Source organism: Streptomyces sp. NPDC052052, assembly GCF_040680455.1.
Classification (GTDB): domain Bacteria; phylum Actinomycetota; class Actinomycetes; order Streptomycetales; family Streptomycetaceae; genus Streptomyces.
In genome coordinates this window covers 52412-72212 of record NZ_JBFAWU010000003.1, presented here as the reverse complement: position 1 = coordinate 72212, position 19801 = coordinate 52412, and the positions used below count along the sequence as shown (strand labels likewise).

Genomic DNA, 19801 nt, shown 5'->3' with positions numbered 1-19801 from the left:
GGGAGCGAGGGACGGACGTGGCGGAACTGCCGGGATCGACCGTTCTCGCGTCGGACTACTTCCATGGATACGCGGTGGTCGGACTGCTCGCCGTGATCGGCGTGCTGTTCGTGGCCGTAGCCTTCGGGGCCGGCCGGCTGCTGCGCCCCGTGGTTCCCACGCCGGAGAAACTCCTGACGTACGAGTGCGGCGTGGATCCCGTGGGTGAAGGATGGGCTCATACCCAGGTCCGTTATTACGTCTATGCCTTCCTGTACGTGATCTTCGCCGTCGACTCGATCTTCCTGTTTCCGTGGGCGACCGTATTCGCCGCACCCGGATACGGGGCGACGACTCTGGTGGAAATGTTCATCTTCCTCGGTTTCCTGGCCGTAGGACTGCTCTACGCATGGAAGAAGGGCGTCCTCGAATGGACGTGACGAGCCCGCCGCCCTCGGGTCCCCGGCCCACGACGCAGCCGGAGCAGGGGACCGAAGCGGTGCCCGAACCACAGCCCGAGGGGGGATCCGAACCCCGGGCCGCCGCGACGTTCCTGCCGGAGCCCCAGCGGCTCGGTGTCCTGTCGCGCCTGGCTCCCGAGCCGATGAAGGTGATCCTGAACTGGGGTCGCCGCTACAGCCTCTGGGTCTTCAACTTCGGCCTTGCCTGCTGTGCGATCGAGTTCATCGCCGCCTCCATGGCGCGCCACGACTTCATCCGGCTCGGCGTGATCCCGTTCGCCCCCGGGCCCCGCCAGGCCGACCTCATGATCGTTTCCGGCACGGTGACGGACAAGATGGCCCCGGCCGTGAAGCGGCTGTACGAGCAGATGCCCGAGCCCAAGTACGTCATCTCCTTTGGCGCCTGCTCCAACTGCGGCGGCCCGTACTGGGACTCGTACTCCGTGACGAAGGGCGTCGACCAGATCATCCCGGTCGATGTCTACGTCCCCGGCTGCCCGCCCCGGCCCGAGGCGCTTCTCCAGGGCATCCTCAAGCTCCAGGAGAAGATCGCCCGCGAGTCCCTGGGGGAGCGGTACGCGACGGGCGGCAGCCGCCCCTCCACCGCCGCGCTGCGCAGCGGCCTGGTCGCCGCCCCGCCGACACCGGGGGAGGACCGCACATGACCGGCACCCCGGCCAACGAGGCCAACGAGGCCTACGATCGGCTTCCGGACGCCGCCGCCGAACTCTTCGGCGAGGACGCGACGGCCGAGTACGCCTACGACCTGCTGACCGTCGACGTACCGCCCGCCTCCTGGATCACCGCGCTCGAGACCGCCCGTGACCTGCTGGGATGCACCTACTTCGACTGGCTGAGCGCGGTCGACGAACCAGGTACCGGCTTCCGGGTCTGCGCCCATGTCGCGGCCCTGGCCGAGGGCAGGGTCCGGCGCCTGCTGGTCCGGACGACCGTTGCGCACGAGGGAGCGGTCCTTCCCTCCGCCGTCGGTGTCTACGCGGGTGCCGCCTGGCACGAGCGCGAGACGCACGAGATGTTCGGCATCGGCTTCGAGGGCCACCCGCACCTGGTGCCGCTGCTGCTGCCCGAGGGCTTCGAGGGGCACCCGCTGCGCAAGGACTTCGTCCTGGCGGCCCGGGTCGCGAAGGCCTGGCCGGGTGCGAAGGAGCCGGGGGAGTCGGAGCACGGCGGTCCGAAGCGACGCACGATGCTGCCGCCCGGCGTTCCCGACCCGAACGAATGGGGCCCCCTCAAGGGCCAGCTCCCGGCTGCCCCGTCCCGCCCGGCCCGCGCCCCCCGCGCGGCGGGCGACCGGCCGGTACGCCGCACCCGTAGCGTGAGCGAGGGCTCGGCGAGCCAGCAGCCGGACGCGGCTGCCCCGGCGGCGCCGCGGCGTACCCGTACCGCGTCCGAGGGTTCGGCGAGCCAGCAGGCGGAGACGGCTGCCCCGGCGGCGTCTCCGGCGGCGCCGCGGCGTACGCGTAGTGCGTCCCAGGGTTCGGCGAGCCAGCAGGCGGAGGCGGCTGCCCCGGCGGCGTCTCCGGCGGCGCCGCGGCGTACGCGTAGTGCGTCCCAGGGTTCGGCGAGCCAGCAGGCGGAGGCGGCTGCCCCGGCCGCGTCTCCGGCGGCGCCGCGGCGTACGCGTAGTGCGTCCGAGGGTTCGGCGAGCCAGCAGGCGGCGAGGCCGGGAGCGGCAGAGGCAGTGCCGGCCGAGGCGCCGGACCGGACCGGTCCGGACGCGTCGGAGGCGGGGAAGGCGCAGCCGGGTCCCGGAAGCAGCGACGCCCCCTGGCACCACGCCCGCCCGGCCTGCGACGACACTGCCGAGCACGGCACCGGCGGGCCCCACGGCACCGGCCGGCCCCACGACGCCGATACCGCCCTGGACAGCCAGGAGGCGTCCGGTACCGGGACCGAAGCCGGCACCGGAACGAGCTCCCGCACCGACACCGAATCGAGCACCGGCTCCGAATCGGGCACCGGCACCGGCACCGGGACCGAACCTCCCACGGAGGACCCCACGCCCGCGGAGGCCCCCGACGGGGCCACCGGGCGGCCGACCACCCCGCCCTCGGAGCCCGCACCCGGGCCGGCCCCCGACCAATCCGCCGGAGGCGATACCGCGTGAACGACGCACTGGACGTCGCCCTCCGGCTCGTCGCCGTCTTCGTCGTGTTCATGGTCCTCCCCCTGGTCGTGGGGCAGACCGAGCACAAGGTGATGGCCCATATGCAGGGCCGCCTCGGTCCGATGTACGCGGGAGGCTTCCACGGCTGGGCGCAGCTCGTCGCGGACGGGGTGAAGTTCGCGCAGAAGGAGGACGTCGTCCCGGCCGGGGCCGACCGTCGCATCTTCCAGCTCGCGCCGGCCGTCGCGCTGCTGCCGTACCTCCTCGTGCTCGTCGCCATCCCGATCGGTCCCGGTGAGGGCGCGGTCGGACAGGTCGTGGACGCGGGCATCTTCTTCGTCCTCGCGGTGATGGGCGTCGGCGTGCTCGGCTCGCTGATGGCCGGCTGGGCCTCCGCCAACAAGTTCTCCCTCCTCGGCGGGCTGCGTACCGCCGCCCAGCTGCTCGCGTACGAGCTGCCGATGCTGCTCGCCGCCGCCTCCGTCGCGATGGCCGCGGGCACCGTCTCCCTCCCGGGCATCCTCGACGCCTTCGAGTGGTGGTGGCTGCCCTGGCAGATCGTCGGCGCCCTGGTCTTCTTCGTGGCCGGACTCGCCGAACTGCAACGCCCGCCGTTCGACATGCCGGTCGCCGACTCGGAGATCATCTTCGGTGCGTACACCGAGTACACCGGCCTCCGTTTCGCACTGTTCCTGCTCGCCGAGTACGCGGGCATCGTCGTCCTGTCCGGTCTGACCGCCGTCCTCTTCCTCGGCGGCTGGCACGGGCCGTTCGGCGCCGACGGACTCGGCTGGGTCTGGACGCTCCTCAAGACCGCGGTCCTCGCCTTCGTCGTCATCTGGCTGCGCGTGAGCTATCCGCGGCTCCGCGAGGACCAGCTGCAGAAGCTCGCCTGGACCACCCTCATCCCGCTCGCTCTCGCGCAGATCGCGCTCACCGGCATCGTGAAGGTGGCGATCAACTGATGGCCGCGTCGCCCCCGCCCTCCTCCCGGCCCGCCGTCCCCCCGTCCACCCGGCCCCGTATCCCCGGCTCCGGCCTGGCCAAGGGTCTGGCCGTCACCCTGCGGACGATGACGAGGAAGTCGGTCACCGCGCAGTACCCGGACGTCCAGCCCGAGCTCCCGCCGCGCTCCCGCGGTGTCATCGCGCTGTTCGAGGAGAACTGCACCGTCTGCATGCTCTGCGCCCGCGAGTGCCCGGACTGGTGCATCTACATCGACTCCCACAAGGAGACCGTGCCTGCCGCCACCCCGGGCGGGCGTGAGCGCAGCCGCAACGTCCTCGACCGCTTCGCGATCGACTTCTCGCTCTGCATGTACTGCGGTATCTGCATCGAGGTGTGCCCCTTCGACGCACTGTTCTGGTCGCCGGAGTTCGAGTACGCGGAGACGGACATCCTCGAACTCACCCATGAGCGCGACAAGCTCCGCGCCTGGATGTGGACGGTGCCGGAGCCACCGGCGCTCGACCCCGGCGCCGAGGAGCCCAAGGAGATCGCCGCCGCCCGCAAGACGGCGGAGAAACTCGAAGCCCGACGCGCCCAGGAGGCCCAAGAGGCCCAAGAGGCGCAGGAAGCCCAGGAAGCCCCACAGGACCGAGAGACCCAGCAGGCCCAGAAGGAAGCAGAGGGGGAGGAGTGACACTCGCAGCCGCGGCGGCCCAGTCCGCCCACCCCGGCTTCCTCTCCCCGACCGGCATCGAGATCGCCTTCGTCCTCGTCGGCATCGCCACCCTCGCAGCGGCCCTCGTCACCGTCACGACCAGGCAGCTGGTGCATGCCGCCCTGTGGCTGGTCGTCGCGCTCGGCGGGCTCGCGGTCGAGTACCTCCTGCTCACGGCGGAGTTCATCGCCTGGGTGCAGGTACTGATCTACGTCGGCTCCGTGGTCGTGCTCCTCCTCTTCGGACTGATGCTCACCAGGGCCCCCATCGGACGCTCCCCGGACGCCGACTCGGAACACCGCTGGGCGGCACTCGCTGTGGCGGTCGCCGCCGCCGGCACACTCGTCTGGGTCGTCGTCGACGCCTTCCGCACCACCTGGATCGACCTGGAGGGGCCGGCCCAGGGCTCCACCGAGGTGACCGGAGCCTTCCTCTTCCGGCACTGGGTGCTGCCGTTCGAAGCACTCTCCGTCCTGCTGCTCGCCGCCCTCGTCGGCGCGATCGTCCTGTCCCGCAAGCGCGGTAAGGAGCAGAGCTGATGCACCTCGCCTATCCCGCCGTGCTCGCCGCCCTCCTCTTCTGCACCGGGCTGTACGGAGTGCTCGCACGCCGCAACGCGATCCTGGTCCTGATGTCCGTCGAGCTGATGCTCAACGCCGTCAACCTCAACCTGGTCGCCTTCGACGTCTGGCTCCGCGACAGCCTGCACTCCGGCCAGGCCCTCACCCTCTTCACCATCGCCATCGCGGCGGCAGAGATCGGCATCGGCCTTGCCATCGTCCTCGCCGTGTACCGCAACCGCGGCAGCTCGGACGTGGACCGCCTCCGCGACACCGCCGAGACCGACGCCGCCGAAAACCTCCCCGGCGACGAGGCCGACGCCACCGAAGACCAGGCCACTGCTGCGGCAGGGAAGGCACAGAAGGCAGAGGCCACCGCGTGACCACCACGACCCTCGCCGTCCTCGTTCCCCTCCTTCCGTTCCTGGGCGCCGCGGCCGGCCTCCTGCTGGGCACGCCCGCCTCCGGCCACCACTCCGGGACAGGGCTCCGCGCGCTCCGTTTCACACCCGGATACGTGCGCCCCCTCGCCGTCCTGCCCACCTTCGCCTCCTTCGTGCTCGCCGTCGTCGTCGCCTGGGACCAGGGCGGCGGCCGGGCCATCGACGCGGCGACCCGGTTCACCCCCACCGGCTCGGTCCCCATCGACCTCGCCCTGCACCTCGACGGCTTCGCGGTCCTCGTCGCCGTCCTGGTCGGGCTCGTCGCGACCTGCGTGCAGATCTACTCGACCGCCTATCTGCGCGACGACCCCCGCTACCCCTCGTACGCGGCCCTGGTCTCCCTCTTCACCGCCGCGATGCTGCTCGTCGTCTACTCCGGCGACCTGATGGTGCTCCTGGTCGGCTGGGAGGTCATGGGCATCTGCTCCTACTTCCTCGTCGGCCACTACTGGGAGACGCCCGAGGCCCGCGCCGCCTCCCTCAAGGCCTTCCTGGTCACCAAGCTCGGCGACGTCCCCCTCCTGATCGGCCTGTTCGCGCTCGCCGCCGACACCGGAACGTTCCGCATCACCGGGGTCCTCGGCGCCGTCGCGAGCGGCGGCCTCGACCACCCCACCGTCATCGCCCTGCTGCTCCTCGCGGGGGTCGCGGGCAAGTCCGCGCAGTTCCCCCTGCACACCTGGCTGCCCGACGCGATGGCCGGCCCCACCCCCGTCTCCGCGTTGATCCACGCCGCGACGATGGTCGCAGCCGGTATCTACTTCGTGGCCCGGCTCCTCCCCGTCTTCGCCGCATCCGGCGCGGCCCTGGTGGTCCTCGCCGTGATGGCGGCGATCACGATGATCGGCTCCGGAATCGCCGCCCTCGCCCAGGACGACCTCAAACGCGTCCTCGCCTACTCGACGATCGGACAGCTCGGCTACATGGCCGGCGCCCTGGCCGTCGGTGACCGCGGTGCCGCCGTCTTCCACCTCCTCTCGCACGGTGCGTTCAAAGCGGTCCTCTTCCTCGCCGCGGGCGTCGTCATCCACGCCGCCGGGACCAACTCACTGGCCGCCATGTCCCGCATGAGCGGTCTCGCGAAACGCATCCCGGACGCCTACTGGACGATGACCGTCGCCCTCCTCGCGCTGGCCGCGATCCCGCCGTTCGCCGGCTTCTTCTCCAAGGAAGCCGTCCTCGTCGCTGCTGAGCACACCGCGCTCGGGGAGCGGCACGTCGCCCCGGCCGCCGCCGGCTGGACCGTCCTCGTCGCCGGACTGCTCGCCGCCGTCCTCACCGCCGGATACGCCACCCGTCTCTGGCTCCTCGCCTTCCGGGGCCGCGGCACCGAGGTCCCCGACCACGGCAGGCAGCCCGTCGCGATGACCGCCGTCCTCTGGGTCCTCGCCGTACCCACCATCGCTTTCGGACTGACCGTCGGAGCGATCACCGACTGGTTCGACGGCCACGCCCTCACCCCGACCCTGACCACCGCCGTCCTCTCCACGGGCGTCGGCCTCGTCGGCGGCCTCGTCACCTACGGCGCCTGGCGCCACACCTCGGCATTCGCCGCCCGCACAGCCGTCGGCACGGTCGTCGCCCACCCCGAGGCCGAACCCGCCCTCGTCGAGGCCCAGGCCCTGTCGGCGCACACCGCGGCCTACGGGGCCGACGGGGACGTCTCCGACCCGGCCGATCCCGGACGCCTGCTCCTCGGCCCGCTCCACCGGCACGCCGCCGCCGGCTTCCACCTCGACGCCCTGTACGCGACCCTGTTCGTCCGCCCCGTCCAGGCCGCGGCGAGCCTCGTCCGCTTCCTGGACCGCGAGGTCGTCGACACGTACGTACGCGGTGCCGGCACCGGAGCACGCTGGCTCGGCACCGCCGTCCGCCGCGCCCAGACCGGCAACGTGCAGACCTACCTCGGCGCGCTGCTCGCCGGCTCCCTGGTCCTGGCGGTCGCCGTCCTCGTCTTCGCCAACGTCAACGCCGGGTCGTGAACCGTGATCGATATCAGCGAATCCGTGATGCAGTTCCTTCTCGCGTTCATCGTCGTCATCCCGCTCATCGGGGCCGTGGCCGCTCTCCTGCCGGCCCCGCCCGGACTGAAGGGGACCAGCCCCGACCAGGCCGTACTCCGCCACGGGGTGACCGTCACCGGCGCGGTCCTGCTCGCCGCGCTCGTCCTCGCCGCCGGCTTCGACCACGACCACCCGTCGAAGATGCAGGCCACCACCGACATCAGCTGGATCCCGGCACTCGACGTCCGCATCCACCTCGGCATCGACGGCATCTCGCTCCCCCTTCTCGTGATGACCGCGCTGCTGACCTTCCTCTGCGCGCTCTACAGCTACTTCAAAATGCCCGAGGGCCCCTCCCCGAAGGCCTTCGTCGCGCTCCTCCTCGTCCTGGAGACCGGCACCCTCGCGAGCTTCGCCGTCCTCGACCTGCTGCTGTTCTTCCTGGCCTTCGAGATGGTCCTCATCCCGATGTACTTCCTCATCGCCCGCTGGGGCGGTGCACAGAAGCAGGCCGCCGCCTGGAAGTTCATCCTCTACACGCTGCTCGGCTCGGTGATCATGCTGCTGGGCCTGCTCCTCATCGGACTGAAGAGCGGCACTTTCGACATGGTGGCACTCGCCACTGACAACGGCCGTGGGCTCACCTCGTCCGTGCAGCTCATCGCCGTTCTGGCGATCGGCGTCGGGCTGGCCGTGAAGACCCCGATGTGGCCGCTGCACAGCTGGCTCCCCGACGCCCACACCGCTGCCCCGACCGTCGGCTCGGTCCTGCTCGCGGGCGTCCTGCTGAAGATGGGCACCTACGGATTCGTCCGCATCCTGCTCCCGATCGCCCCCGACGGGATGCACACCTTCGCGCCGTACCTCGCCGCTCTCGCGGCCGTCGGCATCGTCTACGGATCGCTCGCCTGCCTGGCCCTGGCCCGGCCCGGCTCCAAGGGCGATCTCAAGCGACTGATCGCCTACTCCTCCGTCGGCCACATGGGCTTCGTGCTTCTCGGCATCGCGAGCATGACCCCCACCGGGGTCAACGGCGCACTCTTCGCCAACATCGCCCACGGCCTCATCACCGGACTGCTGTTCTTCCTGGTCGGCGCCGTCAAGGACCGATACGGCACCGCCGACCTCGACACCCTCTCCGGTGCCACCGGCGCCGCCCTCTACGGCCGCGCACCCCGCCTCGGCGGCCTCCTCGCCTTCGCCGCCGTCGCCTCCCTGGGCCTGCCCGGACTCGCCGGGTTCTGGGGCGAGATGCTCGCCCTGTTCGGCTCCTTCGACCCCGCCGACGGCCTCAGCCGCCCCGCCTTCCTCACCTTCATGTCGATCGCCGCGTTCGGCACCCTGCTCACCGCCGCGTACATGCTGATCGTGGTACGCCGCGTCTGCATGGGCGAGAAGCGGACGGAACCGCAGCAGCTCGCCGATGTCCAGACGTACGAGTTCGCCGCCTGGAGCCCGCTCGTCGCCCTCACCGTCCTCGCCGGTCTGTGGCCCGCCGTCCTCCTCGGCCTCACCGACCCGGCCGTGCAGAAGCTCCTCGCAGGAGGCAAGTCGTGACCCCAGCCGTCGTCACCGCAGCGGCCGAGAGCACCACCAGCCTCGTCCAGTCCGTCGACTGGCTCGCGATCGCACCCCCGGTCGTCGTCGCGGCCTTCGCCCTGATCGTGCTCGTCGCCGACCTCTTCCTCCCCGAGGACCGCAAGCCGCTCCTCGGCTGGACGGCCATGGCCGGACTCGTGGCCGCCCTCGCCCTCCTCGTGCCGCTGCGCGACGGCAACCGCGCCACCTTCTGCGTCACCGCGGCCGCCACCGGCACCGGCACCACCGGGGCGTGCAGCTACACCGCCGACCACTTCGCCCTCGTCATCCAGGCCCTCGTGCTCGGCGCCGCCCTGCTGACCGCCCTGCTCTCCCTCGGCGACACCCGCAGGCTGCCCGCGGGCGAGTTCTGGTTCCTCCTGCTGTCCTCGGCGGCGGGTGCCGCGCTCCTGCCCGCCTCCCGCGACCTCGCGACGCTCGTCATCGCCCTCGAAGTCGTCTCGCTGCCCGCCTTCGCCCTCGTCGGCATCAAGCGCGGCGACCGGCGGTCCTCCGAGGCGGCGCTGAAGTTCTTCCTCTCCTCCGTCGTCGCGACCGCCGTCATGCTGCTCGGCGTCAGCTTCGTGTACGCCACCACCGGCACCCTGCACCTCACGGAGATCGCCGGCCGCCTCGACGACGTGCAGGGACAGCTCTCCACCCTGGCCCGGGCGGGCGTCGTCCTCACCCTGGTCGGCTTCGCCTTCAAGACCGCCGCCGCGCCCTTCCACTTCTGGGTCCCCGACACCTACGTCGGTGCCCCCCTGCCGGTCGCCGCCTACCTCTCGGTCGTCGGCAAGGCGGCCGGCTTCTCCGGCCTCGTCCTCGTCACCGTGATCGGGTTCCCGGCGTACGCCGACGTCTGGGGGCCGGCCCTCGCCGTTCTCGCCGCGCTCACCATGACGACCGGCAACGTCGCCGCCCTGCGTCAGAACGCCGCCCGCGCCCGCAGCGCGGTACGCCTGCTCGCCTGGTCCTCGGTCGGCCAGGCCGGGTACCTCCTGGTCCCGATCGCCGCCGCCGCGTACTCCAGCGACCGGCAGATCGGTTCCACCGTCGCGTACGCCCTCATGTACGCCGTCGTGAACCTCGGCGCATTCGCGGTCGCCGCCCTCGTCGCCCGTACGCACCCCGGAAACCGGATCTCCGACTACCGCGGCCTGTACGCCACCCGCCCCCTCACCGCCCTGGCGATGGCCTTCTTCCTGCTCTGCCTGGCGGGTCTGCCGCCCGGCATCGTCGGACTCTTCGCCAAGGTCACGGTCTTCTCGGCAGCCGTCGACGCGGGCCTGGGCTGGCTGGCCGTCGTCATGGCCGTCAACGTCGTGATCGCCCTCTACTACTACCTCCAGTGGACCGCGGAGCTCTTCCGTGCCCCGGAAGAGGCACCGGCCGGCGAGACCACCCCCGTTCCCACCCGGCACCGCGCCCCGGCCCCCCTCACTGTCTCGATCGCCCTCACTGCCGCTGTGGCCGTCGTGCTGTCCGGTGCCCCCCAGACCGTCCTCCGATTCGCCGCTGTGAGTCTCTTCTGATGGACGCACGATCGGTTTGCCCGGGACAGCCCCGACAAGGCAAGGTCAGGGCGGCACATTCCCACCCCCATACGCATGTCCCAGAGGAGCAAGAGCAGTGCTGAACGGGTTCAAGGACTTCATCCTGCGCGGAAACGTCGTCTCGATGGCCGTCGGTCTGGCTGTAGGAGCCGCGTTCACCGCAGTCGTCACCGGATTCAGCACGGCCTTCATCACTCCGCTGATCGGCCTCGCGACCGGTTCCGTCGGCGACTTCAGCTCGGCCGAGTTCGCCGTCGAGGGCACGATCTTCCCGTACGGGAAGTTCCTGGCCGCCGCCATCGCCTTCCTGATCACCGCGGCCGTGCTGTACTTCTGCGTCATCGTCCCCATGACGAAGGTCCAGAACCGCTTCGCCAAGGCGGACGAGAAGGTCGTCGACATCAAGGCCGCCATGCGTGACTGCCCCCGCTGCTTCACCGAGATCCCGGCCATCGCCTCCCGCTGCTCCCACTGCACCAGCGAGATCGAGCCGGACCCCGAGGCCCTCGCGGTCGCCGGCCTCCCCGCCCAGCGCTGATCCGGCGGCATCCAGTACGCGCACGCTTCCCCGGGGCCTGTTCGGACCAGGGCCCGAAGGGCCTCCGTTCCGAACAGGCCCCGCTCGCTACCCCCTGCCCCCTCCGGCCCGGAGCCCGATTCGGTCACCCGCGTCCGGTGGGCCGTGTTCCCAGGGCCACATGCACAAGGGAACTAGCACTTCTCGCCTGGCGTTGACCAGTACGGGAGGCTCCACTGGGATGTGGAGACCACCAAAGGGTCCCCCTGCCGCACCACTTGGAGGGCGTACCGTGCACCGCCGGCACAACGGGCTGAAAACCGCCGTACTCCTCGGGGGCCTGTCCGCACTCATCCTCGTCATCGGAAGCTTCTTCGGACGTACGGGCCTGATCGTCGCGCTCCTCGTGGCCATCGGCACCAACGCCTACGCGTACTGGAACAGCGACAAGCTGGCGCTCAGGGCCATGCGTGCCCGCCCCGTCAGCGAATTCGAGGCGCCCCAGCTCTACCGCATGGTCCGCGAGCTCTCCACCGCCGCCCGCCAGCCCATGCCCCGGCTCTACATCTCCCCGACACAGGCCCCCAACGCCTTCGCCACCGGCCGCAACCCGCGCAATGCCGCGGTCTGCTGCACCGAAGGCATCCTGCAGATCCTCGACGAACGCGAGCTGCGCGGAGTCCTCGGCCACGAGCTCAGCCATGTCTACAACCGCGACATCCTGATCTCGTCCGTCGCCGGAGCGCTCGCCTCCGTCGTCATGTTCCTCGTCAACTTCGCCTGGCTGATCCCGGTGGGCCGGTCCGACGACGACGAGGGCCCCGGCCTTCTCGGCATGCTGCTCATCATGATCCTCGGTCCGCTGGCCGCGTCCGTCATCCAATTGGCCGTAAGCCGGTCCCGCGAGTACGAGGCGGACGCCTCGGGTGCCCAACTGACCGGCGACCCGCTGGCCCTCGCCAGTGCCCTGCGCAAGCTCGACGCAGGAACGAAACAGCTCCCTCTGCCCCCGGAGCCCAGGCTCGAGACCGCGAGCCACATGATGATCGCGAACCCCTTCCGCCCCGGCCAGGGCCTGTCCAGGATGTTCTCGACCCACCCGCCGATGGCGGAGCGCATCGCCCGACTGGAGCAGATGGCCGGCCGTCGCCCCTGAGGACGGACGGACCAGGGCCGGACGGTCGGAAGGACCAGGGCACCGCTCGTGGCGGTTCTGCTTCCGACGGACCACCACGAGCCGGAGCCCGCCGGCATCCCGGGCGCAGCAGCCGCCCGGGATGCCGGCGGGCCTTGAAGGTCAGCGGGATCCGAACGCCTGGTCGGTCGGGACCACCTGGCGCCCCAGGGGCATCAGGGAAATCGGGATCATCTTCAGGTTCGCCCAGCCGAAGGGGATGCCGATGATCGACACGAACAGCGGGATGCTGGTGATCAGATGCCCCAGCGCGAGCCACCATCCGGCGAAGACGAGCCAGATCACATTGCCCACGAACGAGGGCGCACCCGCGTCGGGCCGTTCCACGGTGGTCCGCCCGAACGGCCACAGCACATAGCCCGCGATCCTCAGGGAGGCGATGCCGAAGGGAATGGTCACGATCAACACGAAGCAGATGACTGCGGCGAGCAGGTACCCGAGGGCCATCCAGAACCCGCAGAACACCACCCACAAGATGTTCAGGATCAGCTGCACGAGCTTCATGGTCACTGGCCTTCCGATGCGTTTCGTCCGTCAGTGCTGTTCGGAGCCAGTATCAGCTGCGCAGGCGAAGAACAGGAACCGGAGACGGCCCCCGAGATGGCTCAGCCCCCCGGCGACCCCACCTCCCGGCGGCCCGGCGCGGACGGGTGCCAAGACCTTCCCCGCCCCATGCGCCGCCCCGTCGCCGTGAGCGCTGACCGGATTTCAGCGCCCGCGCACGACCGCACGACGAGCGGCGCACGGCCCGCTCGCGGACCACGCGCCGCAACCGCCCGATCCGCGAAAACGTCTTGGATTCCAGGAACGAGTGACGGGTAGGTTCGCACGCATGAGCATCATCGGTTGGATCATTCTCGGGCTGCTGGCCGGAGCCATCGCCAAGGTCCTGCTCCCGGGCCGAGACCCCGGCGGCCTGATCGGCACCACCCTCATCGGGATCGTCGGCGCCTTCCTCGGCGGCTGGATATCGTCACGTTTCCTCGACCGCCCGATCTCCAACGACTTCTACGACACGGCCACTTGGGTCGCGGCCATAGGCGGCTCGCTGATCCTGCTGATCCTCTACCGCCTGCTCTTCGGCAACTCCCGCGAACGGCGCTGACGCCCGTCAGCACCCGGAGTCCGGGGCGCCCAGCCCGGTCTCACGCAGCGTCAGATTGAGCCGGCCACGGCGCAGACCGGATGCGGGATCGGACGTCCCGGGACAGATCCTCGGCACACCGTGGAACGCGAAACGGGAGGGGCCGCCGAACACGAACAGATCGCCGGAGGCCAACTCCACATCGGTGTACGGCCTTCCGCGGTTCTCCGTGTTCCCGAAGCGGAAGACGCAGGTGTCGCCGATGCTGAGCGACACCACCGGAGCGTCGGACCGCTCCTCCCTGTCCTGGTGCATCCCCATCCGCGCGGCGCCGTCGTAGAAGTTGATCAGAGCGGCGTCCGGTGCGTACGTCCGTACGGGGCTCTCGTCCCCGTACGCCTCGGCCACCGCGTCGCGCCCCAGATCCGCCAGCCAGTCCGGGAACGCGGTGACCCGCGCACCGTTCACGTCGTCGGCCGTGCGGGCATACCGGTACGGCTGCCAGTGCCAGCCCAGACAGACCGTCTGCACGGACATCACGCCGCCGCCCGGCAGCACCGTGTGCCGCAGCGGCACAGGCCCCCGCGCCCACTCCCGGCAGGCCGCCACCAGTTCCCGCCGGCGCTCCGGCGACAGCCACTCGGGCACATGCACGGCCCCCGGCGCGACGACGGTGCGCGGCCTCGGGAAGAGCCCGGACATCTCAGCGCACCACCCGGGCGCCCTCCAGGGCGAGAAGCTGCTTCTTGCGCTCCGGGCCGCCCGCGTAGCCCCGCAGGGATCCGTCCGCGCCGATCACCCGATGGCAGGGCCGTACGACCAGCAGGGGATTGCGGCCGATCGCCGTCCCCACGGCCCGTACGCCCGCCCCGGACGTGCCGACCCGTTCGGCGATCTGCCCGTAGGACGCGGTCTCCCCGTACGGAACGGTGTCCAGCGCCGCCCAGACCCGCCGCTGGAAGTCGGTGCCCCGGCCGTCCGCGTACGCGATGTCGAAGTGCCTGCGCCGCCCCTCGAAGTACTCCCGCAGCTGTGCGGCGATTCCCGCGAAGGCCTCCGGAGCGGGGACCCAGTCCTCCTGGACGACCGCGGCACCCTTCTGGCCGGGGAGCGAGAGCGAGGCGAGCGCGACTCCGCCGTCCGCACCGGCGGCTTCCTCGCCCACCAGCAGCAGTTCCCCCAGCGGACTGCCGACCGTCGCGTACATGGTCATGCCCTGTCCCTCTCCTCGCCCGTGGTGAGGGGTGACGCGACACGTCCCGCGTCGCGTCACCCCGTACCTCCCGGCACCCGTCCCGGTCACGCCGTCAGCGCCCCCACGGGCAACGACCGTACGGGTGGGGCCGGTACGTCACCGGTAGTTCACGAACTGCACGGCGAAGTCGAGGTCCTTGCCCTTCAGCAGTGCCTGCACGGCCTGCAGGTCGTCGCGGCTCTTCGAGCTCACCCGCAGCTCGTCGCCCTGGACCTGCGCCTTCACGCCCTTCGGACCCTCATCGCGAATGATCTTCGCGACCTTCTTGGCGTTCTCCTGGGAGATGCCCTCCACGATGTCGGCGAAGATCTTGTACTCCTTGCCGGACAGCTGCGGCTCGCCCGCGTCCAGCGCCTTCAGCGAGATGCCGCGCTTGATCAGCTTGGACTGGAAGATGTCGAGGATCGCCTTGACCCGCTCCTCGCCGTTCGCCTCCATGAGGATCTTCTCGCCGGACCAGGAGATCGAGGCGTTGGTGCCCTTGAAGTCGTAACGCTGCGAGATCTCCTTGGCGGCCTGGTTGAGGGCGTTGTCGACCTCCTGCCGCTCGACCTTCGAGACGATGTCGAAACTGGAGTCGGCCATGACGTGTTGCTCCTTGTATCGGGGGCTGGGAAACGGGGTGCATACGGGCGGCTGCGGGCCTGCCGGCCCCGCGCCGCCGATCAAAGCCTAAGGGCTGTCCCGCGATCGCCGGTGGGCGCGCGGCAGCAGCCACGGCGCCTCGTCCGCGTCGCTCGGAACACCCGCATACAGCCAGTATGTGGACGTCCCTCCGCGTCCTGCCAGCACCGCGACGCCGCACGCCGACCCACCGGGGACGACCGGGCGGCCCTCGCCCGCCCACGCCCGATCGGACCACTGATCAATCCGGTGGCGAAGCACCCCCCGGCATCGGGTATCGTTTACGTCGTTGCCAGGGAGCACCGCCGAAAATCGGTTCTCACGGCAGCGATTCCCGGCGGTGTGCCCGAGTGGCCAAAGGGAGCAGACTGTAAATCTGCCGGCTCAGCCTACCCAGGTTCGAACCCTGGCGCCGCCACATCGAAAGGTCCCTGTCTCAGGACAGGGACCTTCTTTGTTTTCTGCTGCGAGGGTGGTGAACGTGAACATGGAACCTCTGCTGGTCAGCGCCTGTCTGCGGGGCGTTCCCTGCCGCTTCGACGGCCGGGCCAAGGGCTCCGCCGCGGTGGCGGAGGCCATCGGCGGACGCCGCACCGTCGCCTTCTGCCCCGAGGTGTCCGGCGGACTGCCCACCCCGCGCCGCCCTGCCGAGATCGTCGGCGGGGACGGTCACGACGTGCTGGACGGCCGCGCCCGTGTCGTCGACGACACCGGGCGGGACGTGACGGCGGAGTTCGTGGAGGGCGCCCACCGGGCGCTGGAGGCCGCGCGCCGGGCCGGGTGCACGGAGGCGCTGCTGATGACGCGCAGCCCTTCCTGCGGGCGTGGCACGGTCCATGACGGTACGTTCACGGGCGCACTGCGCGAGGGTGACGGCGTCACCGCCGCCCTGCTGGAACGCCACGGCATCACGGTGCGCCCGGCGCCGCGCGGCTGAACCGGCCGAACCGAAATGCCGAGGAGGCGGTTTCAGTTCCCCGCCACGTCCTTCACGGCGACTGACAGCGGCATGCTGCCGGAGATGAGCTCCAGCGTCAGCCCCGCGGTCGCCGGGGTGTCCAGGAGCTCCACCAGTGCCGCCGCCACGTCGTCGCGCGGGACCGGGCCGCGGCCGGTCGAGACGGTCAGGAGGACCATCCCGGTGCCCGCGTCGTTCGTCAGCATTCCGGGGCGCAGGATCGTCCAGTCGAGTGCGGTCCTGGAGCGCACATACGCGTCCGCGGCACCCTTCGCCCGCAGATAGGCGTCGAAGACCTCGTCGCCCGGGTGGTCGGGGTCGGCACCCATCGACGAGACCACCACGAAACGCCGCACGCCCGCCTGCTCCGCCGCGTCCGCGAACAGCACCGCCGCGCCGCGATCCACCGTCTCCTTGCGCGCCGCGCCGCTGTTCGGGCCCGCACCGGCCGCGAAGACCGCCGCGTCGGCGCCGCGCAGCACCTGCGCCACGTCCTCCACGGAGGCCGATTCGAGATCCAGGACGACCGGCTCCGCGCCCGCCGCCCTGAGGTCAGCGCTCTGTTCCGGGTTCCGGATGACGCCCACCGCCTCGTCCCCACGCGCGGCGAGCAGCCGCTCCAGCCGCAGCGCGATCTGACCATGTCCACCTGCGATGACAATGCGCATGGTCCGACCGTACGCCGCACGGGGCCGCGGCGCTCAGGGTCCGCTGCAGGGACCGGACTCGGGCCGGCCCTGGCGGGGCAGGCCGAGGGCGACGACGGTCTCCGAATCGCAGTACTCGCGCACCGCGCTCGTCCGCGTCACCACCCGGCCGCGGTGCACCACGACCCGGCTGTAGGCGAGCGACAGCACGCCCGAGAGCTGCTCCCCGCGTACGGCCAGCAGTTCGGCGGGGAAACCGGCCTCGACCCGCACCTCGGGCAGCCCCATGGCGCTCCGCGCGACCGAGGAGACCGCGTCGTACGCCTCGTCGGCCCGCATGCCGCTCTGCGAGGCCAGCAGGTAGGCGGCCTCCAGCGGGTCCCCCCGCCCCACCGGGTTCACCACGTCCCGCAGCGCACCGCTGCCCGCCGCAACCCGCACCCCGGCCGCACGCAGCAGGCGCACGGGGGCGATGCCCCGGCCCTCCGCCCCGCAGCAGCCGCCCTGCGGGAGGCAGGTCACCGTCAGTCCGGCCGCGGCGATCTGGTCCACGACGCGGGCCGCGGCCTGGGAGGGGAGCCGGGAGAGACCGGCACACGGGCCGATGGAGACACCGGGCCGCAGCCCGCCCGCCATGGCGGCCAGCCGGCCGAGCCGGGCCGGGTCGTCGCCGTCCGTGTGCAGATCGACGGGGCAGCCCTGTTCGGCGGCGATCTCCAGGACGGCCTCGGCGTACCCCGCCGGATCCGGATCGAGGTCGGGGCAGCCGCCGACCGCGCCGACCCCCATCTTCACCGCGTCGCGCAGCATGGCCAGGTTGTCCGCGCCTGCCACGCCCGTCAGGAGCCGGGGTACGGCGACCGGAATCAGCTCGGCGAGTCCGCGCAGCGAGCGTCGTGCCTGCAGCACCGCTTCGAGGGAGGTGAGGCCCCGTACGTCCCCGATGCCCACATGCGCGCGCAGTGCGGTGGCGCCGTGGCCGAGCTGCAGCAGGGCGGCCTCGACGGCGCGGCGCTGGATGTCCTCCGGGTGGTGCGAGACGGGCCCCGGGCCCTCGGGGCCCGCGCCGTGCGCGGTGAGCGCGGTGTCGCTGTGGATGTGGGGTTCGGCGGGCGCGGGGAGCAGCAGATAGCCGCGCAGGTCCACGCGCGGACCCGGCACGGCCAGACTGCCCGCGGTACCGACGGCCTCGATGCGACCGCCACCGAGACGTACGTCCACGATGCGGCCGTCGGTGAGACGGGCGCCGCAGAGTACGAGGGCGCCGGTCTCGGCGGCGGGGCCGCTGGTCTCGTCGGCAGCGTCGCCGTCCGGCTGCCGCGGCTGGCTGTCGGGCATCGTGCTCCTGGGAAAGGGGGGCAAGGTCACACAGAGTGAGTCGAGCCTAGGGGCGTGTTCGGCCCGGTTCGAGGAGGAGCGAAATAGTCATACCGGCGTGGCCCGGAGGAGGGCCGGGTGCTGTGTACGGGTGGGACCGGAGCGGTTCGTGGGGTGGTCGGGGTGCGGTCGCGCGCGGTCGGTGAGCAGGCCGGAGAGCGGCCGTCCGGAGGGATCGAGGCTGTCTCGATCAAGAGTGCAGGCCGGGGCGCCGAAACGGATTTGGGCGATCGGCGACCAACCGTGTAATGTCTTCATCGCTCGCCCCAATAGCTCAGTCGGTAGAGCGTCTCCATGGTAAGGAGAAGGTCTGCGGTTCGATTCCGCATTGGGGCTCTGGTGATCGGGGAACCCCGCTTCGGCGGGGGACTCGTCATCAAAGCGGTGTAGCTCAGTCGGTAGAGCAAGCGGCTCATAATCGCTGTGTCACCGGTTCAAGTCCGGTCACCGCTACTTACGGTAGCCGATTGCGGGGTCGGTCCTTCGATCGGCTACTCTTTTTTGCGTTCATCCGTTCATCCGTCCGTCCAAGGAGCACTCACGTGGCTGCCACCGACGTCCGCCCGAAGATCACGCTGGCCTGCGTGGAGTGCAAGGAGCGGAACTACATCACCAAGAAGAACCGGCGCAACAACCCGGACCGTCTTGAGATGAAGAAGCACTGCCCGCGCTGCAACTCGCACACGGCGCACCGCGAAACGCGCTGAAACAGGCTCGTACACGAGGCCGTCCCCACTGGGGGCGGCCTCGTGTCGTTGTATGGGGCTGTTCTATGGCCTTTTCATCTTTCATCAGGAGGGAGCGAGCACATGGCGCTCGACCAGTCCTTCGTGGGGCGGGTCTATCCACCCACCCCGCCGTACGAGGTCGGCCGGGAGAAGATCCGCGAGTTCGCCGAGGCGGTGGGCGACGCCAATCCGGTGTACGTCGATCCCGAGGCCGCCAAGGCGCTCGGCCACAGCGATGTGATCGCGCCGCCGACCTTCGTGTTCTCGATCACCTTCAAGGCCGCCGGGCAGGTGGTGCAGGACCCGCAGCTGGGCCTGGACTACAGCCGGGTGGTGCACGGTGACCAGAAGTTCGCCTATGTGCGCCCCGTGCGGGCGGGGGACCGGCTGACGGTCACCTCGACGATCGAGGGCATCAAGTCCCTGGCGGGCAACGACGTCCTGGACATCCGGGGCGAGGTCCACGACGAGACCGGTGAGCATGTCGTGACCGCGTGGACGAAGCTGGTGGCGCGCGCCGCCGAGGAGGCGTGATGACGGCGAAGGTGGCCTACGAGTCGGTCGAGGTCGGTACGGAGCTGCCGGCGCAGTCCTTCCCGGTGACCCGGGCGACGCTGGTGCAGTACGCGGGCGCCTCGGGGGACTTCAACCCGATCCACTGGAACGAGAAGTTCGCCCGCGAGGTGGGACTGCCGGACGTCATCGCCCACGGCATGTTCACCATGGCCGAGGCGATCCGGGTGGTCACGGACTGGGTCGGCGACCCGGGCGCGGTCGTCGAGTACGGCGTGCGCTTCACCAAGCCGGTCGTCGTGCCGAACGACGACCAGGGCGCCCTGATCGAGGTCAGCGCCAAGGTGGCGGCCCTGCTGGACGACAAGCAGGTGCGGGTGGACCTGACGGCCATGAGCGAGGGCAAGAAGGTGCTGGGCATGTCCCGCGCCGTGGTGCGGCTCGACTGAAGCAGTTGAGCGCGGCGCAAGGGGCACTGTCCGAGGGCGGTGCCCCTTGCGCGTTCCTGCGCACACATACCGGTTGACGAAGT

Annotated in this window: 22 protein-coding genes, 3 tRNA genes and 1 pseudogene; 20 read left to right on the top strand and 6 right to left on the bottom strand. The window is 70.9% G+C overall.

All coding sequences use genetic code 11. The annotated features are described in order from the left end of the window. Nucleotides 1–17: 17 nt before the first annotated feature. From AB0L71_RS04310 to htpX, 12 genes and pseudogenes are all read left to right on the top strand, one after another. Entirely contained in the window at nt 18–419 is a 402-nt protein-coding gene (locus AB0L71_RS04310; protein WP_365237617.1) for an NADH-quinone oxidoreductase subunit A, read from the top strand. Further along, a complete protein-coding gene (locus AB0L71_RS04305; protein ID WP_365237615.1) occupies nt 389–1105 on the top strand; it encodes an NADH-quinone oxidoreductase subunit B family protein in 717 nt (238 codons plus the stop codon). The genes AB0L71_RS04310 and AB0L71_RS04305 overlap by 31 nt, the downstream gene beginning before the upstream one ends. Continuing rightward, a pseudogene (locus AB0L71_RS04300) lies at nt 1102–2565 on the top strand (NADH-quinone oxidoreductase subunit C); the annotation flags it as partial. The gene AB0L71_RS04305 and the pseudogene AB0L71_RS04300, both read left to right, overlap by 4 nt. Next, nucleotides 2565–3533 (top strand): complex I subunit 1 family protein, encoded by a 969-nt coding sequence (locus AB0L71_RS04295; protein WP_365237614.1) that lies wholly within the window; start codon nt 2565–2567, stop codon nt 3531–3533. The pseudogene AB0L71_RS04300 and the gene AB0L71_RS04295, both read left to right, overlap by 1 nt. Further along, a complete protein-coding gene (locus AB0L71_RS04290) occupies nt 3533–4210 on the top strand; it encodes an NADH-quinone oxidoreductase subunit I (RefSeq protein ID WP_365237611.1) in 678 nt (225 codons plus the stop codon). Before AB0L71_RS04295 ends, AB0L71_RS04290 begins: the two co-directional genes overlap by 1 nt. Next, nucleotides 4207–4770, top strand: coding sequence for an NADH-quinone oxidoreductase subunit J (locus AB0L71_RS04285; protein WP_365237609.1), 564 nt, complete (start codon nt 4207–4209; stop codon nt 4768–4770). Before AB0L71_RS04290 ends, AB0L71_RS04285 begins: the two co-directional genes overlap by 4 nt. Further along, on the top strand, nt 4770–5174 hold the full coding sequence (gene nuoK, locus AB0L71_RS04280) for an NADH-quinone oxidoreductase subunit NuoK (RefSeq protein WP_365237607.1): 405 nt from the start codon (nt 4770–4772) through the stop codon (nt 5172–5174). The genes AB0L71_RS04285 and nuoK overlap by 1 nt, the downstream gene beginning before the upstream one ends. Then, nucleotides 5171–7216 (top strand): NADH-quinone oxidoreductase subunit L, encoded by a 2046-nt coding sequence (locus AB0L71_RS04275; RefSeq protein ID WP_365237605.1) that lies wholly within the window; start codon nt 5171–5173, stop codon nt 7214–7216. Before nuoK ends, AB0L71_RS04275 begins: the two co-directional genes overlap by 4 nt. 27 nt (nt 7217–7243) lie before the next feature. Continuing rightward, a complete protein-coding gene (locus AB0L71_RS04270; protein WP_365238345.1) occupies nt 7244–8794 on the top strand; it encodes an NADH-quinone oxidoreductase subunit M in 1551 nt (516 codons plus the stop codon). Then, complete coding sequence (locus AB0L71_RS04265; RefSeq protein WP_365237603.1) at nt 8791–10350, top strand: NADH-quinone oxidoreductase subunit N; 1560 nt, start codon at nt 8791–8793, stop codon at nt 10348–10350. The genes AB0L71_RS04270 and AB0L71_RS04265 overlap by 4 nt, the downstream gene beginning before the upstream one ends. 97 nt (nt 10351–10447) lie before the next feature. Further along, nucleotides 10448–10909: a large conductance mechanosensitive channel protein MscL gene (gene mscL / locus AB0L71_RS04260; RefSeq protein ID WP_365237600.1), complete on the top strand. Its 462-nt coding sequence runs from the start codon at nt 10448–10450 to the stop codon at nt 10907–10909. Nucleotides 10910–11180: 271 nt separating this feature from the next. Continuing rightward, nucleotides 11181–12044: a zinc metalloprotease HtpX gene (gene htpX, locus AB0L71_RS04255; protein WP_365237598.1), complete on the top strand. Its 864-nt coding sequence runs from the start codon at nt 11181–11183 to the stop codon at nt 12042–12044. Between the two features lie 141 nt (nt 12045–12185). Here the strand turns inward: htpX and AB0L71_RS04250 are convergent, their stop codons facing one another. Then, complete coding sequence (locus tag AB0L71_RS04250; RefSeq protein WP_365237595.1) at nt 12186–12587, bottom strand: YccF domain-containing protein; 402 nt, start codon at nt 12585–12587, stop codon at nt 12186–12188. Between the two features lie 328 nt (nt 12588–12915). On the opposite strand from AB0L71_RS04250, the gene AB0L71_RS04245 reads away from it, so the two are divergent. Continuing rightward, complete coding sequence (locus AB0L71_RS04245; protein ID WP_365237592.1) at nt 12916–13188, top strand: GlsB/YeaQ/YmgE family stress response membrane protein; 273 nt, start codon at nt 12916–12918, stop codon at nt 13186–13188. Between the two features lie 6 nt (nt 13189–13194). Here AB0L71_RS04245 and AB0L71_RS04240 read toward each other — a convergent pair whose 3' ends face one another. The 3 genes from AB0L71_RS04240 to AB0L71_RS04230 all read right to left on the bottom strand — a co-directional run bounded on the left by AB0L71_RS04240 (nt 13195) and on the right by AB0L71_RS04230 (nt 15007). Then, nucleotides 13195–13869 (bottom strand): alpha-ketoglutarate-dependent dioxygenase AlkB, encoded by a 675-nt coding sequence (locus AB0L71_RS04240; protein ID WP_365237589.1) that lies wholly within the window; start codon nt 13867–13869, stop codon nt 13195–13197. 1 nt (nt 13870) lies between these two features. Continuing rightward, nucleotides 13871–14380: a methylated-DNA--[protein]-cysteine S-methyltransferase gene (locus tag AB0L71_RS04235; RefSeq protein ID WP_365237587.1), complete on the bottom strand. Its 510-nt coding sequence runs from the start codon at nt 14378–14380 to the stop codon at nt 13871–13873. 138 nt (nt 14381–14518) lie between these two features. Beyond that, nucleotides 14519–15007, bottom strand: a complete 489-nt coding sequence (locus AB0L71_RS04230) for a YajQ family cyclic di-GMP-binding protein (protein ID WP_365237584.1) — start codon at nt 15005–15007, stop codon at nt 14519–14521. A gap of 375 nt (nt 15008–15382) precedes the next feature. Between AB0L71_RS04230 and AB0L71_RS04225 the strand changes: the two genes are divergently transcribed. Beyond that, nucleotides 15383–15464 (top strand) — tRNA-Tyr (locus tag AB0L71_RS04225). A gap of 69 nt (nt 15465–15533) precedes the next feature. Next, nucleotides 15534–15983, top strand: coding sequence for a DUF523 domain-containing protein (locus tag AB0L71_RS04220; protein WP_365238342.1), 450 nt, complete (start codon nt 15534–15536; stop codon nt 15981–15983). 32 nt (nt 15984–16015) lie between these two features. Here the strand turns inward: AB0L71_RS04220 and AB0L71_RS04215 are convergent, their stop codons facing one another. Further along, the gene (locus AB0L71_RS04215; protein ID WP_365237581.1) at nt 16016–16672 is read right to left on the bottom strand and encodes an SDR family oxidoreductase; all 657 of its coding nucleotides are present in this window, start codon (nt 16670–16672) and stop codon (nt 16016–16018) included. Between the two features lie 33 nt (nt 16673–16705). Next, the gene (locus tag AB0L71_RS04210; RefSeq protein WP_365237578.1) at nt 16706–17989 is read right to left on the bottom strand and encodes an amidohydrolase family protein; all 1284 of its coding nucleotides are present in this window, start codon (nt 17987–17989) and stop codon (nt 16706–16708) included. Between the two features lie 302 nt (nt 17990–18291). Between AB0L71_RS04210 and AB0L71_RS04205 the strand changes: the two genes are divergently transcribed. The 5 genes from AB0L71_RS04205 (at nt 18292) to AB0L71_RS04185 (ending at nt 19718) form a co-directional block, all read left to right on the top strand. Further along, nucleotides 18292–18364: transfer RNA gene (locus AB0L71_RS04205), tRNA-Thr, on the top strand. 44 nt (nt 18365–18408) lie between these two features. Further along, nucleotides 18409–18481: transfer RNA gene (locus AB0L71_RS04200), tRNA-Met, on the top strand. An 89-nt stretch (nt 18482–18570) separates the two neighbouring features. Continuing rightward, on the top strand, nt 18571–18735 hold the full coding sequence (gene rpmG / locus AB0L71_RS04195; protein WP_003956487.1) for a 50S ribosomal protein L33: 165 nt from the start codon (nt 18571–18573) through the stop codon (nt 18733–18735). A 102-nt stretch (nt 18736–18837) separates the two neighbouring features. Then, nucleotides 18838–19290, top strand: coding sequence for a MaoC family dehydratase N-terminal domain-containing protein (locus tag AB0L71_RS04190; RefSeq protein WP_365237576.1), 453 nt, complete (start codon nt 18838–18840; stop codon nt 19288–19290). After that, nucleotides 19290–19718 (top strand): MaoC family dehydratase, encoded by a 429-nt coding sequence (locus tag AB0L71_RS04185; protein ID WP_365237573.1) that lies wholly within the window; start codon nt 19290–19292, stop codon nt 19716–19718. Before AB0L71_RS04190 ends, AB0L71_RS04185 begins: the two co-directional genes overlap by 1 nt. Nucleotides 19719–19801: the final 83 nt, after the last annotated feature.

Coding starts and splice junctions, on each gene's coding strand:
- AB0L71_RS04305 (WP_365237615.1), top strand. CDS start 389: ATGGAAGAAGGGCGTCCTCGAATGGACGTGACGAGCCCGCCGCCCTCG.
- AB0L71_RS04235 (WP_365237587.1), bottom strand. CDS start 14,380: ATGACCATGTACGCGACGGTCGGCAGTCCGCTGGGGGAACTGCTGCTG.
- AB0L71_RS04210 (WP_365237578.1), bottom strand. CDS start 17,989: ATGCCCGACAGCCAGCCGCGGCAGCCGGACGGCGACGCTGCCGACGAG.
- AB0L71_RS04190 (WP_365237576.1), top strand. CDS start 18,838: ATGGCGCTCGACCAGTCCTTCGTGGGGCGGGTCTATCCACCCACCCCG.
- AB0L71_RS04240 (WP_365237589.1), bottom strand. CDS start 13,869: ATGTCCGGGCTCTTCCCGAGGCCGCGCACCGTCGTCGCGCCGGGGGCC.
- AB0L71_RS04215 (WP_365237581.1), bottom strand. CDS start 16,672: ATGCGCATTGTCATCGCAGGTGGACATGGTCAGATCGCGCTGCGGCTG.
- AB0L71_RS04290 (WP_365237611.1), top strand. CDS start 3,533: ATGGCCGCGTCGCCCCCGCCCTCCTCCCGGCCCGCCGTCCCCCCGTCC.
- nuoK (WP_365237607.1), top strand. CDS start 4,770: ATGCACCTCGCCTATCCCGCCGTGCTCGCCGCCCTCCTCTTCTGCACC.
- AB0L71_RS04250 (WP_365237595.1), bottom strand. CDS start 12,587: ATGAAGCTCGTGCAGCTGATCCTGAACATCTTGTGGGTGGTGTTCTGC.
- AB0L71_RS04230 (WP_365237584.1), bottom strand. CDS start 15,007: ATGGCCGACTCCAGTTTCGACATCGTCTCGAAGGTCGAGCGGCAGGAG.
- AB0L71_RS04185 (WP_365237573.1), top strand. CDS start 19,290: ATGACGGCGAAGGTGGCCTACGAGTCGGTCGAGGTCGGTACGGAGCTG.
- AB0L71_RS04245 (WP_365237592.1), top strand. CDS start 12,916: ATGAGCATCATCGGTTGGATCATTCTCGGGCTGCTGGCCGGAGCCATC.
- AB0L71_RS04220 (WP_365238342.1), top strand. CDS start 15,534: ATGGAACCTCTGCTGGTCAGCGCCTGTCTGCGGGGCGTTCCCTGCCGC.
- AB0L71_RS04270 (WP_365238345.1), top strand. CDS start 7,244: ATGCAGTTCCTTCTCGCGTTCATCGTCGTCATCCCGCTCATCGGGGCC.